The sequence below is a fragment of the Stenotrophomonas sp. STEN063 genome (assembly GCF_056854515.1).
Genome location: NZ_JBXFWF010000088.1, coordinates 1 through 14,628, shown reverse-complemented (window position 1 = coordinate 14,628; position 14,628 = coordinate 1). Strand labels below are relative to the sequence as shown.

Genomic DNA, 14,628 nt, shown 5'->3' with positions numbered 1-14,628 from the left:
CAACAGCAACAGCAACAGCAACAGCAACAGCACGTTATCCCACCCGGCGCATCACCTAGGCTTCACCACCGGCCGAATAGCGGAACACCGAAACCGCCTCCGCCAACGCACTGGCCTGCTCTTCCATCGAGCGCGCCGCCGCGCTGGCTTCTTCCACCAAGGCTGCATTCTGCTGGGTGGTTTCATCCATCTGCACGACGGTGTGGTTGACCTGCTCGATGCCGGCCGATTGTTCCTGCGAAGCCGCGGCAATCCGCGCGACGATGTCGCTGACCTGCTGCACCGAGCCGACAATCTCACTCATGGTGCTGCCGGCCTGTGCGACCAACGCGGCACCATCGTCCACCTTGCCCATCGAGTCGCCGATCAGTTCCTTGATCTCGCGTGCGGCGGTGGCCGAGCGCTGTGCCAGGCTGCGCACTTCCGATGCGACCACTGCGAAGCCGCGCCCCTGCTCACCGGCACGTGCGGCTTCCACCGCAGCGTTCAGCGCCAGGATATTGGTCTGGAAGGCGATGCCGTCGATCACCCCGATGATCTCCGCGATGCGCTTGGACGACAGCTCGATCGCATGCATCGTCGACACCACCTGCCCAACCACATCGCCACCGCGTGCAGCGACATCGGCAGCACCCATGGCCAGCTGGTTGGCCTGACGGGCCGAGGCGGCGTTCTCGCGCACCGTGGCGGTCAGTTCTTCCATCGAAGCGGCGGTTTCCTCCAGGTTGGCGGCCTGCTGCTCGGTGCGGCGCGAAAGATCGTCATTGCCCGCCGCCAGTTCGTGCGCGGCGGTGTTGATCGCCAGCGAGCACTGCTTGATCTGGCCAACAATGCCGGTCAGGCGTTCGGCGGTAAGGTTGGCGTCGTTCTTCATCGCTTCGAAATCGCCTGCGTGGTCGCCCTGCACGCGATGATCCAGATCGCCAGCAGCCAGCGCCGACAACATCGTGCGCAGTTCGCCGGTGGTGGTTGCAACCACCTCCAGCAGCTGGTTGATGCCGGTGGTAAGTGTCTGGATGAAGCCAGCCTCGTTCACCGCCTGCAGGCGCTGGTCGAGAGCACCGGCCGAGGCGGCGGCGACGATGCCGGCGACGCTGTTCTCAAGCGCCAGTTCCTGGGTGCGGTCGTGCCACTCCACCGCGAAGCCGCTGCGGCTGCCGTCGGCGTTGAATACCGGCGTCACCACCTGGCTGAAATGCACCGGGCCAATGGTGATCTGGCCGTTGTGCACCTTCCTGAGCTGGTCGAGCATGCCGCGGATACGCGCCGGGTTGGCGTGGAAGCGGTGGATGCTGCTGCCGACCAGGGTATCGACGTTGAAGTCCGGGAAGGCCTTGCGCAGGCTGTCCTGCTGGTTGCGCAGCAAGGCCACGACCGAGCGGTTCACGTAGCGGATGATGTGTTCGTTGTCGGCGATCATCATGCCGGTGCGCGAGGCGTCCAGCGAAGCGCGGATCTGGGTGTTTTCGTAGTGCAGCGCGGCTTCCAGCTGGTGCTTCTGCTCCAGCTGGGTGCGCATGCGCAGCACGCCATCGGCGAGGGTGCCTGTGGCGAAGCTGCGTTCGTTGCCAATGGCGTCGTTGCGTTCACCGCTGGCGATCGCATCCACCATCGCACGCAGCCGTGCAGGTGCCGCGCCCAGGGTCAGTACCTGGCGGCGCAGTTGCACCGCCATTGCGCTGATGAAGGCGGTCTCAACCACCACGTACAGTGCATGCAGCAGGACGATATTGAGACCACTGCCCGCGGCAAAGGCACGCACCGGCAGGCCGCGCGTCTGCAGCCAGTAGAAGGCCAGGTGATGCACGCTGATTGCAGCGGCAGCCACCACCACCGGGATCCAGTCGCGGTAGTACAACAGCAGCGCGATCACCACGAACACGCCGAAGTGCATTTCCACCAGGCCATTGGCCTGCTGGATGGTGGCGGCGACCAGCGCCATCAGCACCAATGCCACCGTCACCCGGCTGAGCAGGCTGCCCGGTGCCAGTTTGATCTGCACTGCCATCAGCGCCAGCGAAGGCAGGCTGATCGCGAAGAACGGCAGCCATTGCCCTGACCACAGCGCCAGCGCCAACGACGCCAGGCCGAGGATCAGGCCGAAGTACAGGAACATGCGGTCCGCCGCGCAGGCCAGCTGCGTGTAGTAGGCGTCGGGAGGTGGCGTCGTGGCGTGGGGGCGAGTGGACATCGGGAACTCCTGGTCAACAGGAACAGCGGGGAGGGAGGAACAAGGGCGGGTTGCGTTCGGCCAGCAGCGCCGGTAACCAGCTGGCGAGGGTCGAGTTGCCGCGGCCACACGCCAGCGCGGAAGGCTGCAGTGGGCCGGCATAGAGCGGGTGGCCATCAGCGGCCAGCACCAGCAGTTCGTAGGCGCCGGTGGCACCCAGGGCGATGGTGTGCGCGCCTTGTGCCTGCAGCGCAGTGCTGAGCTGTTGCCAGGCCTGCTCGTCTTGCATGCAGTCGCAAGCGGGCGCGGTCAGTCGGATTGCCAAGGGTGCAGCGATCGCAGGCAGTTGCCCTTGCGCGCGCAGTCCATCCACCAGCGCTGCCACTGCCGCTTCGTCATCGCCGGGGCGGTGAGCAAGCGCGGCGACGCTGCGGGTGGTCCAGCCCAGCCAACAGGCGAGCAGGATCAGGCCGGTGATGACACCGGGCCGGAGGGCGGGGCGGGGGGGCATGCGATGGTGGGGCGCGCAGCACCCGTTGCGGGGCTGCGGGACATCTTCTCGATTACGGCAATGCCGGGGTTATCGGCTGCCGCGCTTACTACTGAAGCCGATGCCATTGGCATCGGGCTCCATATTCAGCTGGCGTCGGGCAACGCCGCGATGAAGTCGCGAATGATCAGCGCAACTGCCTCGGGGTCATCCATGTGCACATGGTGATGGCCGGGCAGGGTATGCAGGCGGCCATCCGGCAGCAGCGCCGCGCGCTGGCTGCGTTCCGGTTCCGGGAAGTAAGGCTGGGCCGGGGTGGCGTAGATCACCTGCACCGGGCAGAGGATGGCGCTGACCACATCGCAGACCTGTTCTTCGGTCATGCGGACCGCGGTAGGCAGCATCAACCGCGGGTCGCTGCGCCAGCTCCAGCCACCGTCGACCGGTTTGACCCCGCGTTCGATCAGCAGGCGCGCCGAGGCCTCGCTGAGCTGGTTAACCATCATCCGCGCGCGGACCGGCGCGCTCAGGTCGGGGAATACCCGCAACTGCTTGGCGTCCAGCTTGAGCATCGCTTCCACGTAGGTGCGCAGGCGCTGCACGGTCTCGCCGGCCGGTGCGGTGAGGCCGCCCAAGGCTTCAATCGAGACCAGTGCCTGCACCCGTTCACCGGCCACGGCGGCGACCAGGCTGGCAATCGCCGCACCCATCGAGTGGCCGAGCAATACAAAGCGGTCCCAGCCCAGCGCATCGGCAATGGCCAGGGTCTGCACGATGGCGTGCGGTGTGGTGTACGGCGTGGTCAGCGGCAGGTGGTCGCTATAGCCATGGCCGGGCAGGTCGACCATCACCAGGTCCAGCGTCGGCAGTTGCTCGGCCAGCGGCAGGAAGCTGGCCGCGTTGTCGAGCCAGCCATGCAGGGCGAGGACCTTCAGGCCATCCGGGTTGCCCGCGCGCAGGCCGGCGACGCGGATGCCATCGAGCTGCAATTCAAAAGGCGTCGCGTTCATGCCGGCTGCGCCGCCGCCAGCGCGGCCAACGCAGCGGCATGGGCGCTGCTGTCGTTGAGGCAGGGAATGTAGCGCATGCGCGCGCCACGCTCGGCCAGGGTTTCGGTGAAGCCCATCTGCACTTCTTCCAGGGTTTCTAGGCAGTCGGTGGCAAAGCCCGGGCAGACCACGTCCAGGGTCTTGATGCCGCCTTCGGCCAGTTCCCATAGCCGCGGCTCGGCATAGGGCTGCAGCCAACGCTCCCGGCCGAATCGCGATTGGTAGGCCAGCTCCCACTCATCGCTGTTCAGGCCCAGCGCTGCGGCAATGGCCTTGGCGCTGGCTTGGCAGCGCTGCGGGTAGGGATCGCCGGCATCGGCCAGGCGCTGCGGGATGCCATGGAAGGAGAACACCAGCTTGCCGCCGCGGCCATGTTCGGCCCAATAACCGGCAATGGAGGCGGCGACCGCGGCAACCCAGGCCGGGTCATTGGCGTAGTCGCGGATGGTCTGTACTGTCACCTTCGGGTTGCGTGCCTGCCATTGCTGCACGCGGTCCTCGATGGAGGCGGTGGTGGTGGTCGAGTACTGCGGATACAGCGGCAGCACCACGATGCGCTGGATACCCTCGGCAGCCAATGCATCCAGTGCCGGCAACATGGCCGGTTCGCCATAGCGCATGGCTTCGCGCACCCGCCACTGTGGCAGCTGTTGTTGCATGGCCTTGGCCAGGCGATGGGTGTAGACCGCCAGCGGCGAGCCTTCGGGCAGCCAGACCTGGGCGTACTTCTGCGCCGAGCGGCCACTGCGCAGCGGCAGGATCAGCCCATGCAGCAGCGGTTTCCACAGCAACGCCGGGATCGAGACCACACGGGGGTCGCTGAGGAATTCCGCCAGATAGCGTCGCACCGCAGGCGCGGTGGGTGTCTCGGGCGTGCCTAGATTGACCGCGAGCAACGCGGTAGTGGGGGCGTTGGACATCCGGGCATTTTCGCAGGTATGGGCGGAGAAGGGAGCGCTGCGGGTCTGCCGCGGACATCACCCCTCCCCAACCCTCCCCTTCGCGATGCGAAAGGGAGGGGGCACAGATGCTCATGCCTCTCGTCCGCTCACCAGCTATTCAGAGCCGCGCTACTAATTTCAGGCACTTGCGCTATCTTTCTATGCACCGACCTACGGAGTTACCCATGCGCCGCCTGCCGTGCCTTGTTCTGCTGTTGTCCGCGAGCCTGTTGTCCACCACTGCCGTCGCTGGTCCGCAGGAAGATCAACGTGCCCGTAATGCGGTGCGGGTGCTCAGTGAAATCCAGGACATCCCGGAGCAGGCCATCCCCGACAAACTGCTCGATGAAGGCCGCGCCATCATCGTCCTGCCGGACACCATCAAGGCCGGTCTGGTGCTGGGTGGGCGTCGTGGCCATGGCCTGATGTCGGTGAAAATGGCTGATGGCAGCTGGTCCAATCCCGTATTCATCAAGCTTACCGGCGGCAGCATCGGCTTCCAGGCCGGCGTGCAGTCGTCGGACGTGATCCTGGTGTTCCGCAACGACCGCAGCCTGGACAACATCGTCAACGGCAAGTTCACCCTCGGTGCCGACGCAGGCGTCGCCGCTGGCCCGGTTGGTCGCAATGCCGCAGCTGCCACCGATGGTCAGCTCAAGGCCGAGATCTGGTCGTGGTCGCGTGCCCGTGGCCTGTTTGCAGGCGTGGCGCTGGATGGCGCGGTGTTGCAGATCGACGATGCCGCCAACCTGGATGCCTACGGCCAGAACACCACGCCGCGCATGATTCTGGAGGGTCGCCTGAACAACGCGCCGTCGTCGGATGTCGTTTCCTTCCGTGACCGCCTGGAAGAGTCCACCTATGCCGCGCGGGAAAAGCGCGGCACCCAGGGCAGCGTCGCCCCGGTGGTGGCAAGTGCACCGCGCAGCAACGCGGTCAGCGTGCAGGCGCCGGCGGCCACCACGGAAGGTGCCGATACAGCGACCACTGCGCCGTTGCAGCATTCCACCGCTGAACCGGCACCGCAGCAGGGTTTCCAGCCGGTCTCCGAAGGCGAGATCCGCACCGAAAGCCTGGACGGCGGCAACTGACCTTTGGCATAGCGATCAATTAAGACCTTGTGCGCTATGCTCGACAACCTCCACACAGAATAACGCGAGCAGATCATGGGCAGTTTCAGCATCTGGCACTGGTTGGTCGTGCTGGTCATCGTCCTGCTGGTGTTTGGCACCAAGCGTTTGACGAGCGGCGCCAAGGATCTGGGCAGTGCGGTCAAAGAGTTCAAGAAGGGCATGCGTGACGAGGACAAGCCGGCTGCACAGCTGGGCGACGAATCGCGTGATGCCGACAAGAGCGGCGAAAAGCAGGCCGAGCACGACCGCGACGCGCGCTGATCCTGAGCGTACGACGTGTTTGATATCGGCTTCAGCGAACTGCTGCTGATCGCAGTGGTGGCCTTGGTGGTCCTCGGCCCGGAACGTCTGCCCAAGGCAGCGCGTTTTGCCGGGCTGTGGGTGCGACGAGCGCGCAACCAGTGGGATTCGGTCAAGCAGGAGCTGGAACGCGAGCTGCACGCCGAGGAGCTCAAGCGCAACCTGCAGGATGTGCGCCAATCGATGCAGCAGGCCGAGGCCGGGCTGCGCGACCAGGCCGGGCAGGTGCGCAACGAGGCCGATGCCTTCAAGCGCGAAGTGGAGCTGCCGGAATCGGCTGCCGAGCGGGTGATCGAGCCGCGCACCATCGCGCCACGCCCGACCGCCACCGCCGATGGGCAGCCGCCCGCAACGGCGGAACCGGCCTCGCAGGAAGTGGCCGCCGCGCCGGTCAGTGATGCCGCGATCGACCCCGAGATCAACCGCAGCATCCCTTTGGGTGATGTGCGGGCAAGCGCCGAGCAGGCGCCGGCAAACCCGGAGCGGACGCCATGAGCGCGGCCGATCTCAACGAAAGCAGCCTTATCGAGCACCTGATCGAGCTGCGCTCGCGGGTGGTGCGCGCGCTGCTGGGCCTGGGCGTGGTGCTGCTGGCGCTGATGCCGTTCTCGCGCACCCTGTATACCCATCTGGCCATGCCGCTGATCTCGCAGCTGCCGGCCGGGCAATCGATGATTGCCACCAATCCGGCTGGCGCGTTCTTCGCGCCGCTGAAGCTGACCTTCTTTGCCGCCCTGTTCGTGGCGGTGCCGTGGTTGCTGTACCAGGCCTGGGCCTTCGTGGCACCGGCCCTGTATGCCCGCGAGAAGCGCCTTGCGCTGCCCTTGCTGGGTTCGGCGGTCGCGCTGTTCTATATCGGCTGCGCGTTCGCGTATTTCCTGGTGCTGCCGGCGGTATTCCATTTCCTGACTACCTTCCGCCCGGACGTGATTGCCATCACGCCTGATGCCAGCGCGTATCTGGATTTCGTGCTGGCCATCTTCTTTGCCTTCGGTGCCAGCTTCGAGCTGCCGGTGGCGATGGTGATCCTGGTCCTGCTGGGCTGGGTGAGCCCGCAGCAGCTGCGTGAAGGCCGTGGTTACGCGATTGTCGGTATCTTTGTGCTGGCGGCGGTGCTGACCCCGCCGGATGTGGTGTCGCAGCTGATGCTGGCGATACCCATGTGTTTCCTTTACGAATTGGGCATACATGCGGCCCGTTGGCTGCAGCCACGCGACCAGGGCAAGACCGCGAAATCCTGATTCAACCGCAGCAGGCGGTTGTCGGCAATCTGCGCTATTTTTCACTGAAAAGAGGCCGCGCGGATTGGCAGGCGTGGTGGCACCCCGGGGGACACCTGCATGACGCAAAAGAAGAGTAGCTGGATCAACAATGTGCCGTTGCTGAGCAAGATGCTGGCGGCATTTGGCTTGGTTTTCCTGTGTTTCCTGGCCACCAGCGTGGTCAGCTACCGCACCTCGGGGCGGGATGACGACGCGCGCCGCCATGAAAGCGTCCAGATCGAGGTGATCCGCCAGGTCGAGGATGCGATCCAGGCCGTGCGCCTGCAGCAGATCGCGGTCCGCAATTACCTGCTTGGCGACGGCGAGCGGCATATGGACGTGGTGGCCAAGCAGCGCGAGCGCCGTGATGCTGCATTGACCGCCGCGGTGACCGCTGCCGGTACCGACCCGGTGGCCGAGCAGCTGCGCCGCATGCAGGCCCAGGCCCGCAACTGGGACAACGAGCTGATGGCGGTGCTGAGGCCAGCCGCCGGCGCGGAACCGCTCAGCCAGGCGCAACAGCTGGATGCGCTCAGCAACGGCGGCCAGGGCAATGCACTGGCAGACGCGCTGGATGGGATCTACGACGCGGAGATGACCCAACTGCTCAGTGACCGCGGCCAGATGAGCAGCTGGATCGCCCGCGCGCACACGATCTCGCTGGTACTGCTGGTGCTGGGCTTCATCATCATCCTGCTTGCGCTGTGGATGATCTCGCGGTTGGTGGTCAACCCGATCAACCGTCTCACCGACAAGATGACGCGTCTGTCCAATGGCGACCTGGACGTCGAGATCGCCGGTCTGCACCGCGGTGATGAAATCGGCGAGATCGCACGCGCGCTGGAGGTGTTCCGGCGCAATTCGCTGGAGTCGCGTGATGCCAACTGGGTCAAGCTCAGTGTCGGCGAAGTGGGTGCCGAGCTGCAGACCGCACAGACCCCGGCCGACTACGCGCAGGCATTGGTGTCGCAGATCGCGCCGCGCATCGACGCGCCTATCGGCGTGTTCTTTGCATGGAATGAGGAAGAAAAGCAGCTGCACCTGCAGGGCAGCTACGGCTTCCAGCGGCGCAAGCACCTGGGCCTGCAATACGGGCTGGGCGACGGACTGATCGGGCAGGCGGCGCTGGAGCGCAAACGCATCAGCGTGCAGCAGGTGCCGGATGACTTCTTCGGCGTGCACTCGGCGCTGGGCGAGGCGCAGCCGCGTCATCTGGTGGCGGTACCGCTGCTGTTGAAGGACCGGCTGCTGGGCGTGTTCGAATTCGGCACCTTTGGCCATTTCAACGCCACCCAGGAAGCCTTCATCGACTCGGTGCTGCCGACCGTGGCGCTGGGCCTGGACAATATCTGCCGCGCCGACGAGACCCAGCTGCTGCTGGACCACACCCGTGCCCAGGCCGAAGAGCTGCAGGTGTCGCAGCTGGCCTTGCAGGCGCAGGAAGAAGAACTGCGCGCCACCAACGAAGAACTGCAGGGCAAGACCGTCGAGCTGGAGGAACAGGCGCAGCGCCTGTCCGCCTCGGAAGAAGAACTGCGCGTGCAGGCCGAGGAACTGCAGGCCTCCAACGAAGAGCTGCGGCAGAAGACCGAAGTGCTCAACGAGCAGAAGGACGTGCTGCAGGTATTGCAGCGCGAGACCGAGTTCAAGGCGCAGGAGCTGGCGCGTGCCAGCCAGTACAAGACCGACTTCCTGGCCAATATGTCGCACGAGCTGCGCACGCCACTCAACAGCCTGCTGATCCTGTCCAAGGAGCTGGCCGAGAACGAGAGCGGGCATCTGGACGTGGAGGAAGTGGAGGCGGCCGCGGTCATCCACGACTCCGGCTCCAACCTGCTGCGGCTGATCAACGACATCCTCGATCTGTCCAAGATCGAGGCCGGCAAGATGGACGTGCACCGCGAGGAAGTGAAGATCGACGCCATCACCCGCGAGGTGACGCGCCACTTCCGCCATATGGCGATGGAGAACCGCCTGGAGTTCGCCATCGATGTGGCCCCGTCGATGCCCGACGCCTTGGTCACCGATCGTTCGAAGCTGCAGCAGGTGCTCAACAACCTGCTCGGCAACGCCTTCAAGTTCACCCGCGAAGGCTCGGTGACCCTGCATATGGCGATGGCCGACAGCGCCATGCTGACCCGCATCGGCGCCGCTGCCGACGACCAGCACGTGGCGCTGACGGTGCGTGATACCGGCATCGGTATTCCCGAGGAACGCCTGGACTCGATCTTCGAAGCCTTCGAGCAGGTCGATTCCAGCACCAGCCGCCATTACGGTGGCAGCGGTTTGGGGCTGGCGATCGCACGGCGCCTGGCGCAGTTGCTGGGCGGGCAGCTGGTGGTGGACAGCGAACAGGGCAAGGGCAGCAGCTTCAGCCTGGTGCTGCCGCTGTTGTCGGCCGGCCTCAGCAGCGCAGTGGCGGCGACGCAGGCCAGCATCGAGCAGCGGCCTGCGCCCACGCCGGGCCCGGCGCGCGCGGCTACCGCGCAGCTGATTGACTGGATTCCCGATGACCGCCACGCCATTGCGGCGGGTGAAACCGTGATCCTGACGGTGGAAGACGATCCCGCCTTCGCCCGTATCCTGGTCGACCTGATCCGCCGCAAGGGCCACCGCGCGCTTGCCGCCGCCGATGGCGAGAGTGGCCTGGAACTGGCGCGTCGCTATCGTCCCACTGGCATCCTGTTGGATGTGATGTTGCCGGGCATGGACGGTTGGTCGGTGCTGCAGCATCTCAAGCACGACCCGGTCACCGCTGCCATCCCGGTGCACTTCATTTCCGCCGTCGATGAAGCCGCTCGCGGTGTCGCCCTGGGTGCGGTCGGCTACCTGACCAAGCCGGTGGATCGCAAGGCGCTGGTTGCCGCCTTCGACCATCTGCTGGATGTGGCCGGCAAGATCGTGCGCAAGCTGTTGCTGGTCGACGATGATCCGGATTCGCGGCTGGCGCTGACCCGCCTGCTGCAGGCGGACAACGTCGAGATCGACCAGGTCGCTTCGGGCGAAGAAGCACTGGAACGCATTGCCACTCACAGCTACGACTGCATCGTGCTGGATCTCAACCTGGGTGGCATCTCCGGCATCGAGTTCCTGGAGAAAGCCGCGACCCTGGTGGCTGTGCCGCCGGTGGTGATCTACTCCGGCCAGGACCTGAGCCGCGAAGACAGCCTCAAGCTGCGCCAGTACACCGACAGCATCGTGATCAAGGGCCAGCGCTCGCCCGAGCGCCTGCTCGATGAGGTGAGCCTGTTCCTGCACAGCATCGGCTCGCGCGGTGCCAACGCCACGCCCGCCGATGACAACAATCTGGGCGGCCGACAGGTGCTGCTGGTCGATGACGACATGCGCAACCTGTTTGCCCTGTCCAAGTCGCTGCGCGCGCGCGGGGTGAATGTGTCGATGGCGCAGGACGGCTACAAGGCGCTGCAGCAGCTGGAGGAAAATCCGTCCATCGAGCTGGTGCTGATGGACATCATGATGCCGGGCATGGATGGTTACGAAACCACCCGCGAGATCCGCAAGCTGCCGCAATGGAGCAACCTGCCGATCATCGCCGTCACCGCCAAGGCGATGCATGGTGACCGCGACAAGTGCCTGGATGCCGGTGCCAATGATTACCTCACCAAGCCGGTGGACCTGGACAAGCTGTTGTCGATGATGCGTGTATGGCTGCAAAAGTAGGCCCCATCGCACCGCAGGCATCGCGTGATGACATCGACGACATCGAGGTCGATGCCTTCATCACCGCGATGTCGCGGCGGCATGGCTATGACTTCACCGGTTACGCGCCGTCTTCGTTGAAGCGGCGTGTGCTGGCGCTGGCGCATGGGCTGGACCTGCCCACGGTGAGTGAGCTGACCGCGCGCGTGCTGCGTGAAGACGAGATGGTGCCGCAGGTGATCGCCAAACTGTCGGTGCCGGTGTCGGAGATGTTTCGCAACCCGGCGGTGTTCCGCAAGCTGCGCGATGAAGTATTCCCGGTGCTGGCCTCGTACCCGCAGATCAATATCTGGCAGGCCGGTTGCGCGCACGGGCAGGAGGTCTATTCGCTGGCCATCCTGCTGAAGGAAGCCGGTCTGTACGACCGCTGCCAGATCTACGCCACCGACTTCAGCGATGAAGCGCTGGCCAAGGCACAGGAAGGCATCTTCCCGATCCGCGATGCACGCCTGTATTCGGAGAACTACCTGGCGGCCGGAGGCCGTCATACGTTGTCCGATTACTACCACGCTCGCTACGACTTCATGAAGCTGGATGAGCGGCTCAAGGAGCGGGTCACCTTCGCCAACCACAACCTGGTCTGCGACGGTGTGTTCACCGAGGCGCAGCTGATCCTGTGCCGCAATGTGCTGATCTATTTCTCCGACACGCTGCAGGACAGGGTGCTGGGCCTGTTCCGCAGCAGCCTCAGCCGTGGTGGCTTCCTGTGCCTGGGCAACCGCGAGTCGATCCGCTTCGCCCCCAGTGCGCGCGATTTCGTGCCGCTGGATGCCGAACTGCGGCTGTACCGCAACGCCGGGGGCTTGCTGTGAAAACCGCGTCCGGGCAGCCTCCACAAGTCGTTGTGGTGGGGTGCTCGGCGGGCGGGCTTGCCGCCCTGCATCAGCTGCTGGGCGGGCTGTCAGGGCCGCTGCCGGTGCCGATGGTGGTGGTCTGCCACAGCGGTTCGGAGGATATGCGGGTGTTCTGCGAGCTGCTGGCCAGCCGTAGCGGGCTGCCGGTGGAGGAGGCTGAAGAACGCCAGCTGCCCGAGCCCGGGAAGGTCTATGTGGCCCCGTCCGGCTACCACCTGCTGATCGAGCGCAACGGCCGCTTTGCCCTCAGCATCGACCCCCGGGTGGCATTTTCACGCCCTTCGATCGATGTTCTGTTTGAATCTGCGGCCGAGGTCTGGCGCGGACAGGTGCTGGCGGTGTTGATGACTGGGGCGAATTCCGACGGTGCCGAAGGGTGCGCGCGGATACGACGCTCTGGTGGCACACTGATCGTTCAGGACCCGGAAACGGCGCAAGTGGCTATGATGCCTGCCGCCGCACTGGAGCTGGCTGGCGCCGACCATTGCCTGCCGCTCCCTGAAATTCCCTTTTTGCTGGAAGCATTATGCTCGTGACCAAGCCGGCGGCAGTGCAACGCCCCAAGATCCTTGCGGTGGATGACAACCCCGCCAACCTGCTGGTGATCCGCCGGGTGCTGGCCAAGCTCGACGTGGACGTGGTCGAGGCGGCCTGCGGCAACGATGCGCTGAAGGCGACGCTGGACGATGAGTTCGCGCTGGTGCTGCTGGACGTGTACATGCCGGACATCAACGGCTTCGAAGTGGCCGAGATCCTGTCGCAGGAAGAAACCACCCGGCAGACTCCGATCATCTTCGTCACCGCCACATACGCAGACGACGTGCACCGGCTCAAGGGCTATGGTTTTGGCGCGGTGGACTACATGGCCAAGCCGCTGGAGGCCACCATCCTGCTGTCCAAGGTGCAGGTGTTCCTGGAGTTGTACCGGCACCGGGTCGCGTTGCGCGACGCGTTGAGCGAGCTGTCCGAGCGCAACCGCCAGCTGGAGATCGAAGTCGAGCAGCGCAAGCAGATGGAGCAGGAAATGCGCCATCTGGCCATGCACGACATGCTGACCGGGCTGCCCAACCGGGCCTTGTTCATGGACCGGCTGGAGAGCGCCCACCACCGTGCGCAACGCCATGGCGGCATGTTCGCGCTGGTCTATGTGGACGTGGACCGGTTCAAGGAGGTCAACGACACCTGGGGGCACGGTGCCGGCGATGCGGTGTTGATCGAGCTGGCCGCACGGCTGCGCGGCGCATTGCGTGAGAACGACACGGTGGCCAGGTTGGGCGGCGACGAATTCGCGCTGGTGCTGGAAGAGCTCGACGACATCAGCGATGCCCATCGTCTGATGGAGCGGGTGACGCAGTCGTTGCAGGCGCCGATGCGCTACCTGCGCGATGGCGAAGAACTCACCCTGGCTATCGCCGCCAGCATTGGCGTGGCTGCCTACCCCGCGGACGGTGCCGAGGTTGACGCCCTGCTGCATGCTGCCGACCAGGCCATGTACCTGATCAAGCGCAGCCGCGACACGGTGTGAAAGAAAAAGGCCGCGCATCGCTGCGCGGCCTTGCTGCAAGCAACCTGACAGCCTGGATCAGGCTTCGAACACGTGACCGCTGCTTACCGGCGGCGGGGTCGGGCCGGTCGCATCGGCCGGAGCCAGCATCTGCTTCCAGGCCGCATACACGGCACCTGCAAACACCGGCATCAGGATCGCCATCAGCAGCAGCTGGGCGATGGCCATGGCGGCGCCCTGGCCGGCAATCAGGCCGATGAACAGCGCCACGATGATCACCGCGAAATAGATCGCGAAAATGGCGATGAAGGCCAGTACGAAGAACACCAGCATCGCCGGCAGGTTGTGGATGCTGGCGCGCAGGCTTTCGCGCAGCGCGTGCATGCCACCGGAGCGTTCGAACATCACCTGCGGCGGCATCACGAACAGTGCAAGCGTCAGCGCGATGAAGCTGGCGATCAGCAACAGCAACCACAGCAGGATGCGCCCGGCCGGCAGCGTCGCCACCAGTGCCTCGATCTGTGCCGGGTCCGGCTGTGCACCGGATTGGCTGAGCTCATTGAGCTTGACCATCACCACCGACAGCTGTTGCAGGCCATCGGTGCCGACCAGCACCAGCAGCAGCGTGCCCAGCAGCAGGGCGGCGAACAGCTGCGGCAGCAGGGCCACCAGCAGGTGCGGCGCACGGCCTTCCTGTACGCCCTGCAGCAGGTGCGCCGGCCTGGCGGTCCGGCCCTGGTCGACCTCGCGGATCGCCCACAGCATGCCGCCCATGAACAAGGGGCCGGCCAACAACAGCAGCAGCTGCACCACGGTGCCCAGCGCCGGCACCAGCATCGACAGCGACAGCACCAGCGAGGTGCCGACGCCCCACAGGATGCCCAGCGAACCCAGCGCCAGCGGCGCGCGCTTGAGCAGGCCAAAACCGGTCAGCAGCCATTCCGCACCGGCAGAGGCCGGTACCTTGCGAATCTCGCTCATTGCAATTCCGAAGCGGGGGAGTGCGCGGGCAACACGCCGGCGCTGGGCGGATTATCGCCTGAAACCCGGGTCGGGTTTATGAGGACAAAGTAACGGCGGGGTTTGCTCCCGCCCTTTCGCGCAGCGAAGGGGCGGTTGGTAGTGGCCCACCCAGTAGCGCGGCGGCCGGAACCGGCACACCAAAACAGACCCAATCACGCCCCCACCACGCTTTCTGTGCAACA

Annotated in this window: 13 protein-coding genes; 8 read left to right on the top strand and 5 right to left on the bottom strand. The window is 65.4% G+C overall.

Annotation, left to right across the window (positions count from 1 at the left end):
- Positions 1 to 55: 55 nt before the first annotated feature.
- The 4 genes from AC1VWL_RS17790 to hemH all read right to left on the bottom strand — a co-directional run bounded on the left by AC1VWL_RS17790 (position 56) and on the right by hemH (position 4,629).
- Positions 56 to 2,191: a methyl-accepting chemotaxis protein gene (locus AC1VWL_RS17790; protein ID WP_482987566.1), complete on the bottom strand. Its 2,136-nt coding sequence runs from the start codon at positions 2,189 to 2,191 to the stop codon at positions 56 to 58.
- A gap of 13 nt (positions 2,192 to 2,204) precedes the next feature.
- Positions 2,205 to 2,681, bottom strand: a complete 477-nt coding sequence (locus AC1VWL_RS17785; protein ID WP_481614783.1) for a hypothetical protein — start codon at positions 2,679 to 2,681, stop codon at positions 2,205 to 2,207.
- Between the two features lie 125 nt (positions 2,682 to 2,806).
- Positions 2,807 to 3,670 (bottom strand): alpha/beta fold hydrolase, encoded by an 864-nt coding sequence (locus AC1VWL_RS17780; RefSeq protein WP_482987565.1) that lies wholly within the window; start codon positions 3,668 to 3,670, stop codon positions 2,807 to 2,809.
- Positions 3,667 to 4,629, bottom strand: a complete 963-nt coding sequence (hemH, locus tag AC1VWL_RS17775) for a ferrochelatase (protein ID WP_482987564.1) — start codon at positions 4,627 to 4,629, stop codon at positions 3,667 to 3,669. The genes AC1VWL_RS17780 and hemH overlap by 4 nt, the downstream gene beginning before the upstream one ends.
- Positions 4,630 to 4,835: 206 nt before the next feature.
- Here hemH and AC1VWL_RS17770 point away from each other — a divergent pair, with 206 nt between their 5' ends.
- From AC1VWL_RS17770 to AC1VWL_RS17735, 8 genes are all read left to right on the top strand, one after another.
- Complete coding sequence (locus AC1VWL_RS17770) at positions 4,836 to 5,741, top strand: lipid-binding SYLF domain-containing protein (RefSeq protein ID WP_482987563.1); 906 nt, start codon at positions 4,836 to 4,838, stop codon at positions 5,739 to 5,741.
- Positions 5,742 to 5,816: 75 nt separating this feature from the next.
- On the top strand, positions 5,817 to 6,044 hold the full coding sequence (tatA, locus tag AC1VWL_RS17765; RefSeq protein WP_282269413.1) for a Sec-independent protein translocase subunit TatA: 228 nt from the start codon (positions 5,817 to 5,819) through the stop codon (positions 6,042 to 6,044).
- Between the two features lie 15 nt (positions 6,045 to 6,059).
- Positions 6,060 to 6,578, top strand: a complete 519-nt coding sequence (gene tatB, locus AC1VWL_RS17760) for a Sec-independent protein translocase protein TatB (protein WP_482987562.1) — start codon at positions 6,060 to 6,062, stop codon at positions 6,576 to 6,578.
- Positions 6,575 to 7,324 carry a twin-arginine translocase subunit TatC gene (tatC, locus tag AC1VWL_RS17755; RefSeq protein ID WP_296250240.1) on the top strand — a complete coding sequence of 250 codons (750 nt, stop codon included), beginning with the start codon at positions 6,575 to 6,577 and terminating at the stop codon, positions 7,322 to 7,324. The genes tatB and tatC overlap by 4 nt, the downstream gene beginning before the upstream one ends.
- A 99-nt stretch (positions 7,325 to 7,423) precedes the next feature.
- Positions 7,424 to 11,026: a hybrid sensor histidine kinase/response regulator gene (locus AC1VWL_RS17750; RefSeq protein WP_482987561.1), complete on the top strand. Its 3,603-nt coding sequence runs from the start codon at positions 7,424 to 7,426 to the stop codon at positions 11,024 to 11,026.
- On the top strand, positions 11,011 to 11,877 hold the full coding sequence (locus AC1VWL_RS17745) for a CheR family methyltransferase (protein WP_282269405.1): 867 nt from the start codon (positions 11,011 to 11,013) through the stop codon (positions 11,875 to 11,877). Before AC1VWL_RS17750 ends, AC1VWL_RS17745 begins: the two co-directional genes overlap by 16 nt.
- Complete coding sequence (locus tag AC1VWL_RS17740; protein ID WP_296250243.1) at positions 11,874 to 12,455, top strand: chemotaxis protein CheB; 582 nt, start codon at positions 11,874 to 11,876, stop codon at positions 12,453 to 12,455. The genes AC1VWL_RS17745 and AC1VWL_RS17740 overlap by 4 nt, the downstream gene beginning before the upstream one ends.
- Positions 12,446 to 13,444: a diguanylate cyclase domain-containing protein gene (locus AC1VWL_RS17735; RefSeq protein WP_482987560.1), complete on the top strand. Its 999-nt coding sequence runs from the start codon at positions 12,446 to 12,448 to the stop codon at positions 13,442 to 13,444. The genes AC1VWL_RS17740 and AC1VWL_RS17735 overlap by 10 nt, the downstream gene beginning before the upstream one ends.
- 57 nt (positions 13,445 to 13,501) lie before the next feature.
- On the opposite strand, the gene AC1VWL_RS17730 is transcribed toward AC1VWL_RS17735, so the two are convergent.
- Complete coding sequence (locus AC1VWL_RS17730; protein WP_482987559.1) at positions 13,502 to 14,404, bottom strand: BPSS1780 family membrane protein; 903 nt, start codon at positions 14,402 to 14,404, stop codon at positions 13,502 to 13,504.
- Positions 14,405 to 14,628: the final 224 nt, after the last annotated feature.

Bases quoted from the DNA above. Each gene is read 5' to 3' on its own strand.
- tatA (WP_282269413.1), top strand. From the start codon at position 5,817: ATGGGCAGTTTCAGCATCTGGCACTGGTTGGTCGTGCTGGTCATCGTC.
- hemH (WP_482987564.1), bottom strand. From the start codon at position 4,629: ATGTCCAACGCCCCCACTACCGCGTTGCTCGCGGTCAATCTAGGCACG.
- AC1VWL_RS17735 (WP_482987560.1), top strand. From the start codon at position 12,446: ATGCTCGTGACCAAGCCGGCGGCAGTGCAACGCCCCAAGATCCTTGCG.
- AC1VWL_RS17770 (WP_482987563.1), top strand. From the start codon at position 4,836: ATGCGCCGCCTGCCGTGCCTTGTTCTGCTGTTGTCCGCGAGCCTGTTG.
- tatC (WP_296250240.1), top strand. From the start codon at position 6,575: ATGAGCGCGGCCGATCTCAACGAAAGCAGCCTTATCGAGCACCTGATC.
- AC1VWL_RS17790 (WP_482987566.1), bottom strand. From the start codon at position 2,191: ATGTCCACTCGCCCCCACGCCACGACGCCACCTCCCGACGCCTACTAC.
- AC1VWL_RS17750 (WP_482987561.1), top strand. From the start codon at position 7,424: ATGACGCAAAAGAAGAGTAGCTGGATCAACAATGTGCCGTTGCTGAGC.
- AC1VWL_RS17730 (WP_482987559.1), bottom strand. From the start codon at position 14,404: ATGAGCGAGATTCGCAAGGTACCGGCCTCTGCCGGTGCGGAATGGCTG.
- AC1VWL_RS17780 (WP_482987565.1), bottom strand. From the start codon at position 3,670: ATGAACGCGACGCCTTTTGAATTGCAGCTCGATGGCATCCGCGTCGCC.
- AC1VWL_RS17745 (WP_282269405.1), top strand. From the start codon at position 11,011: ATGGCTGCAAAAGTAGGCCCCATCGCACCGCAGGCATCGCGTGATGAC.
- AC1VWL_RS17785 (WP_481614783.1), bottom strand. From the start codon at position 2,681: ATGCCCCCCCGCCCCGCCCTCCGGCCCGGTGTCATCACCGGCCTGATC.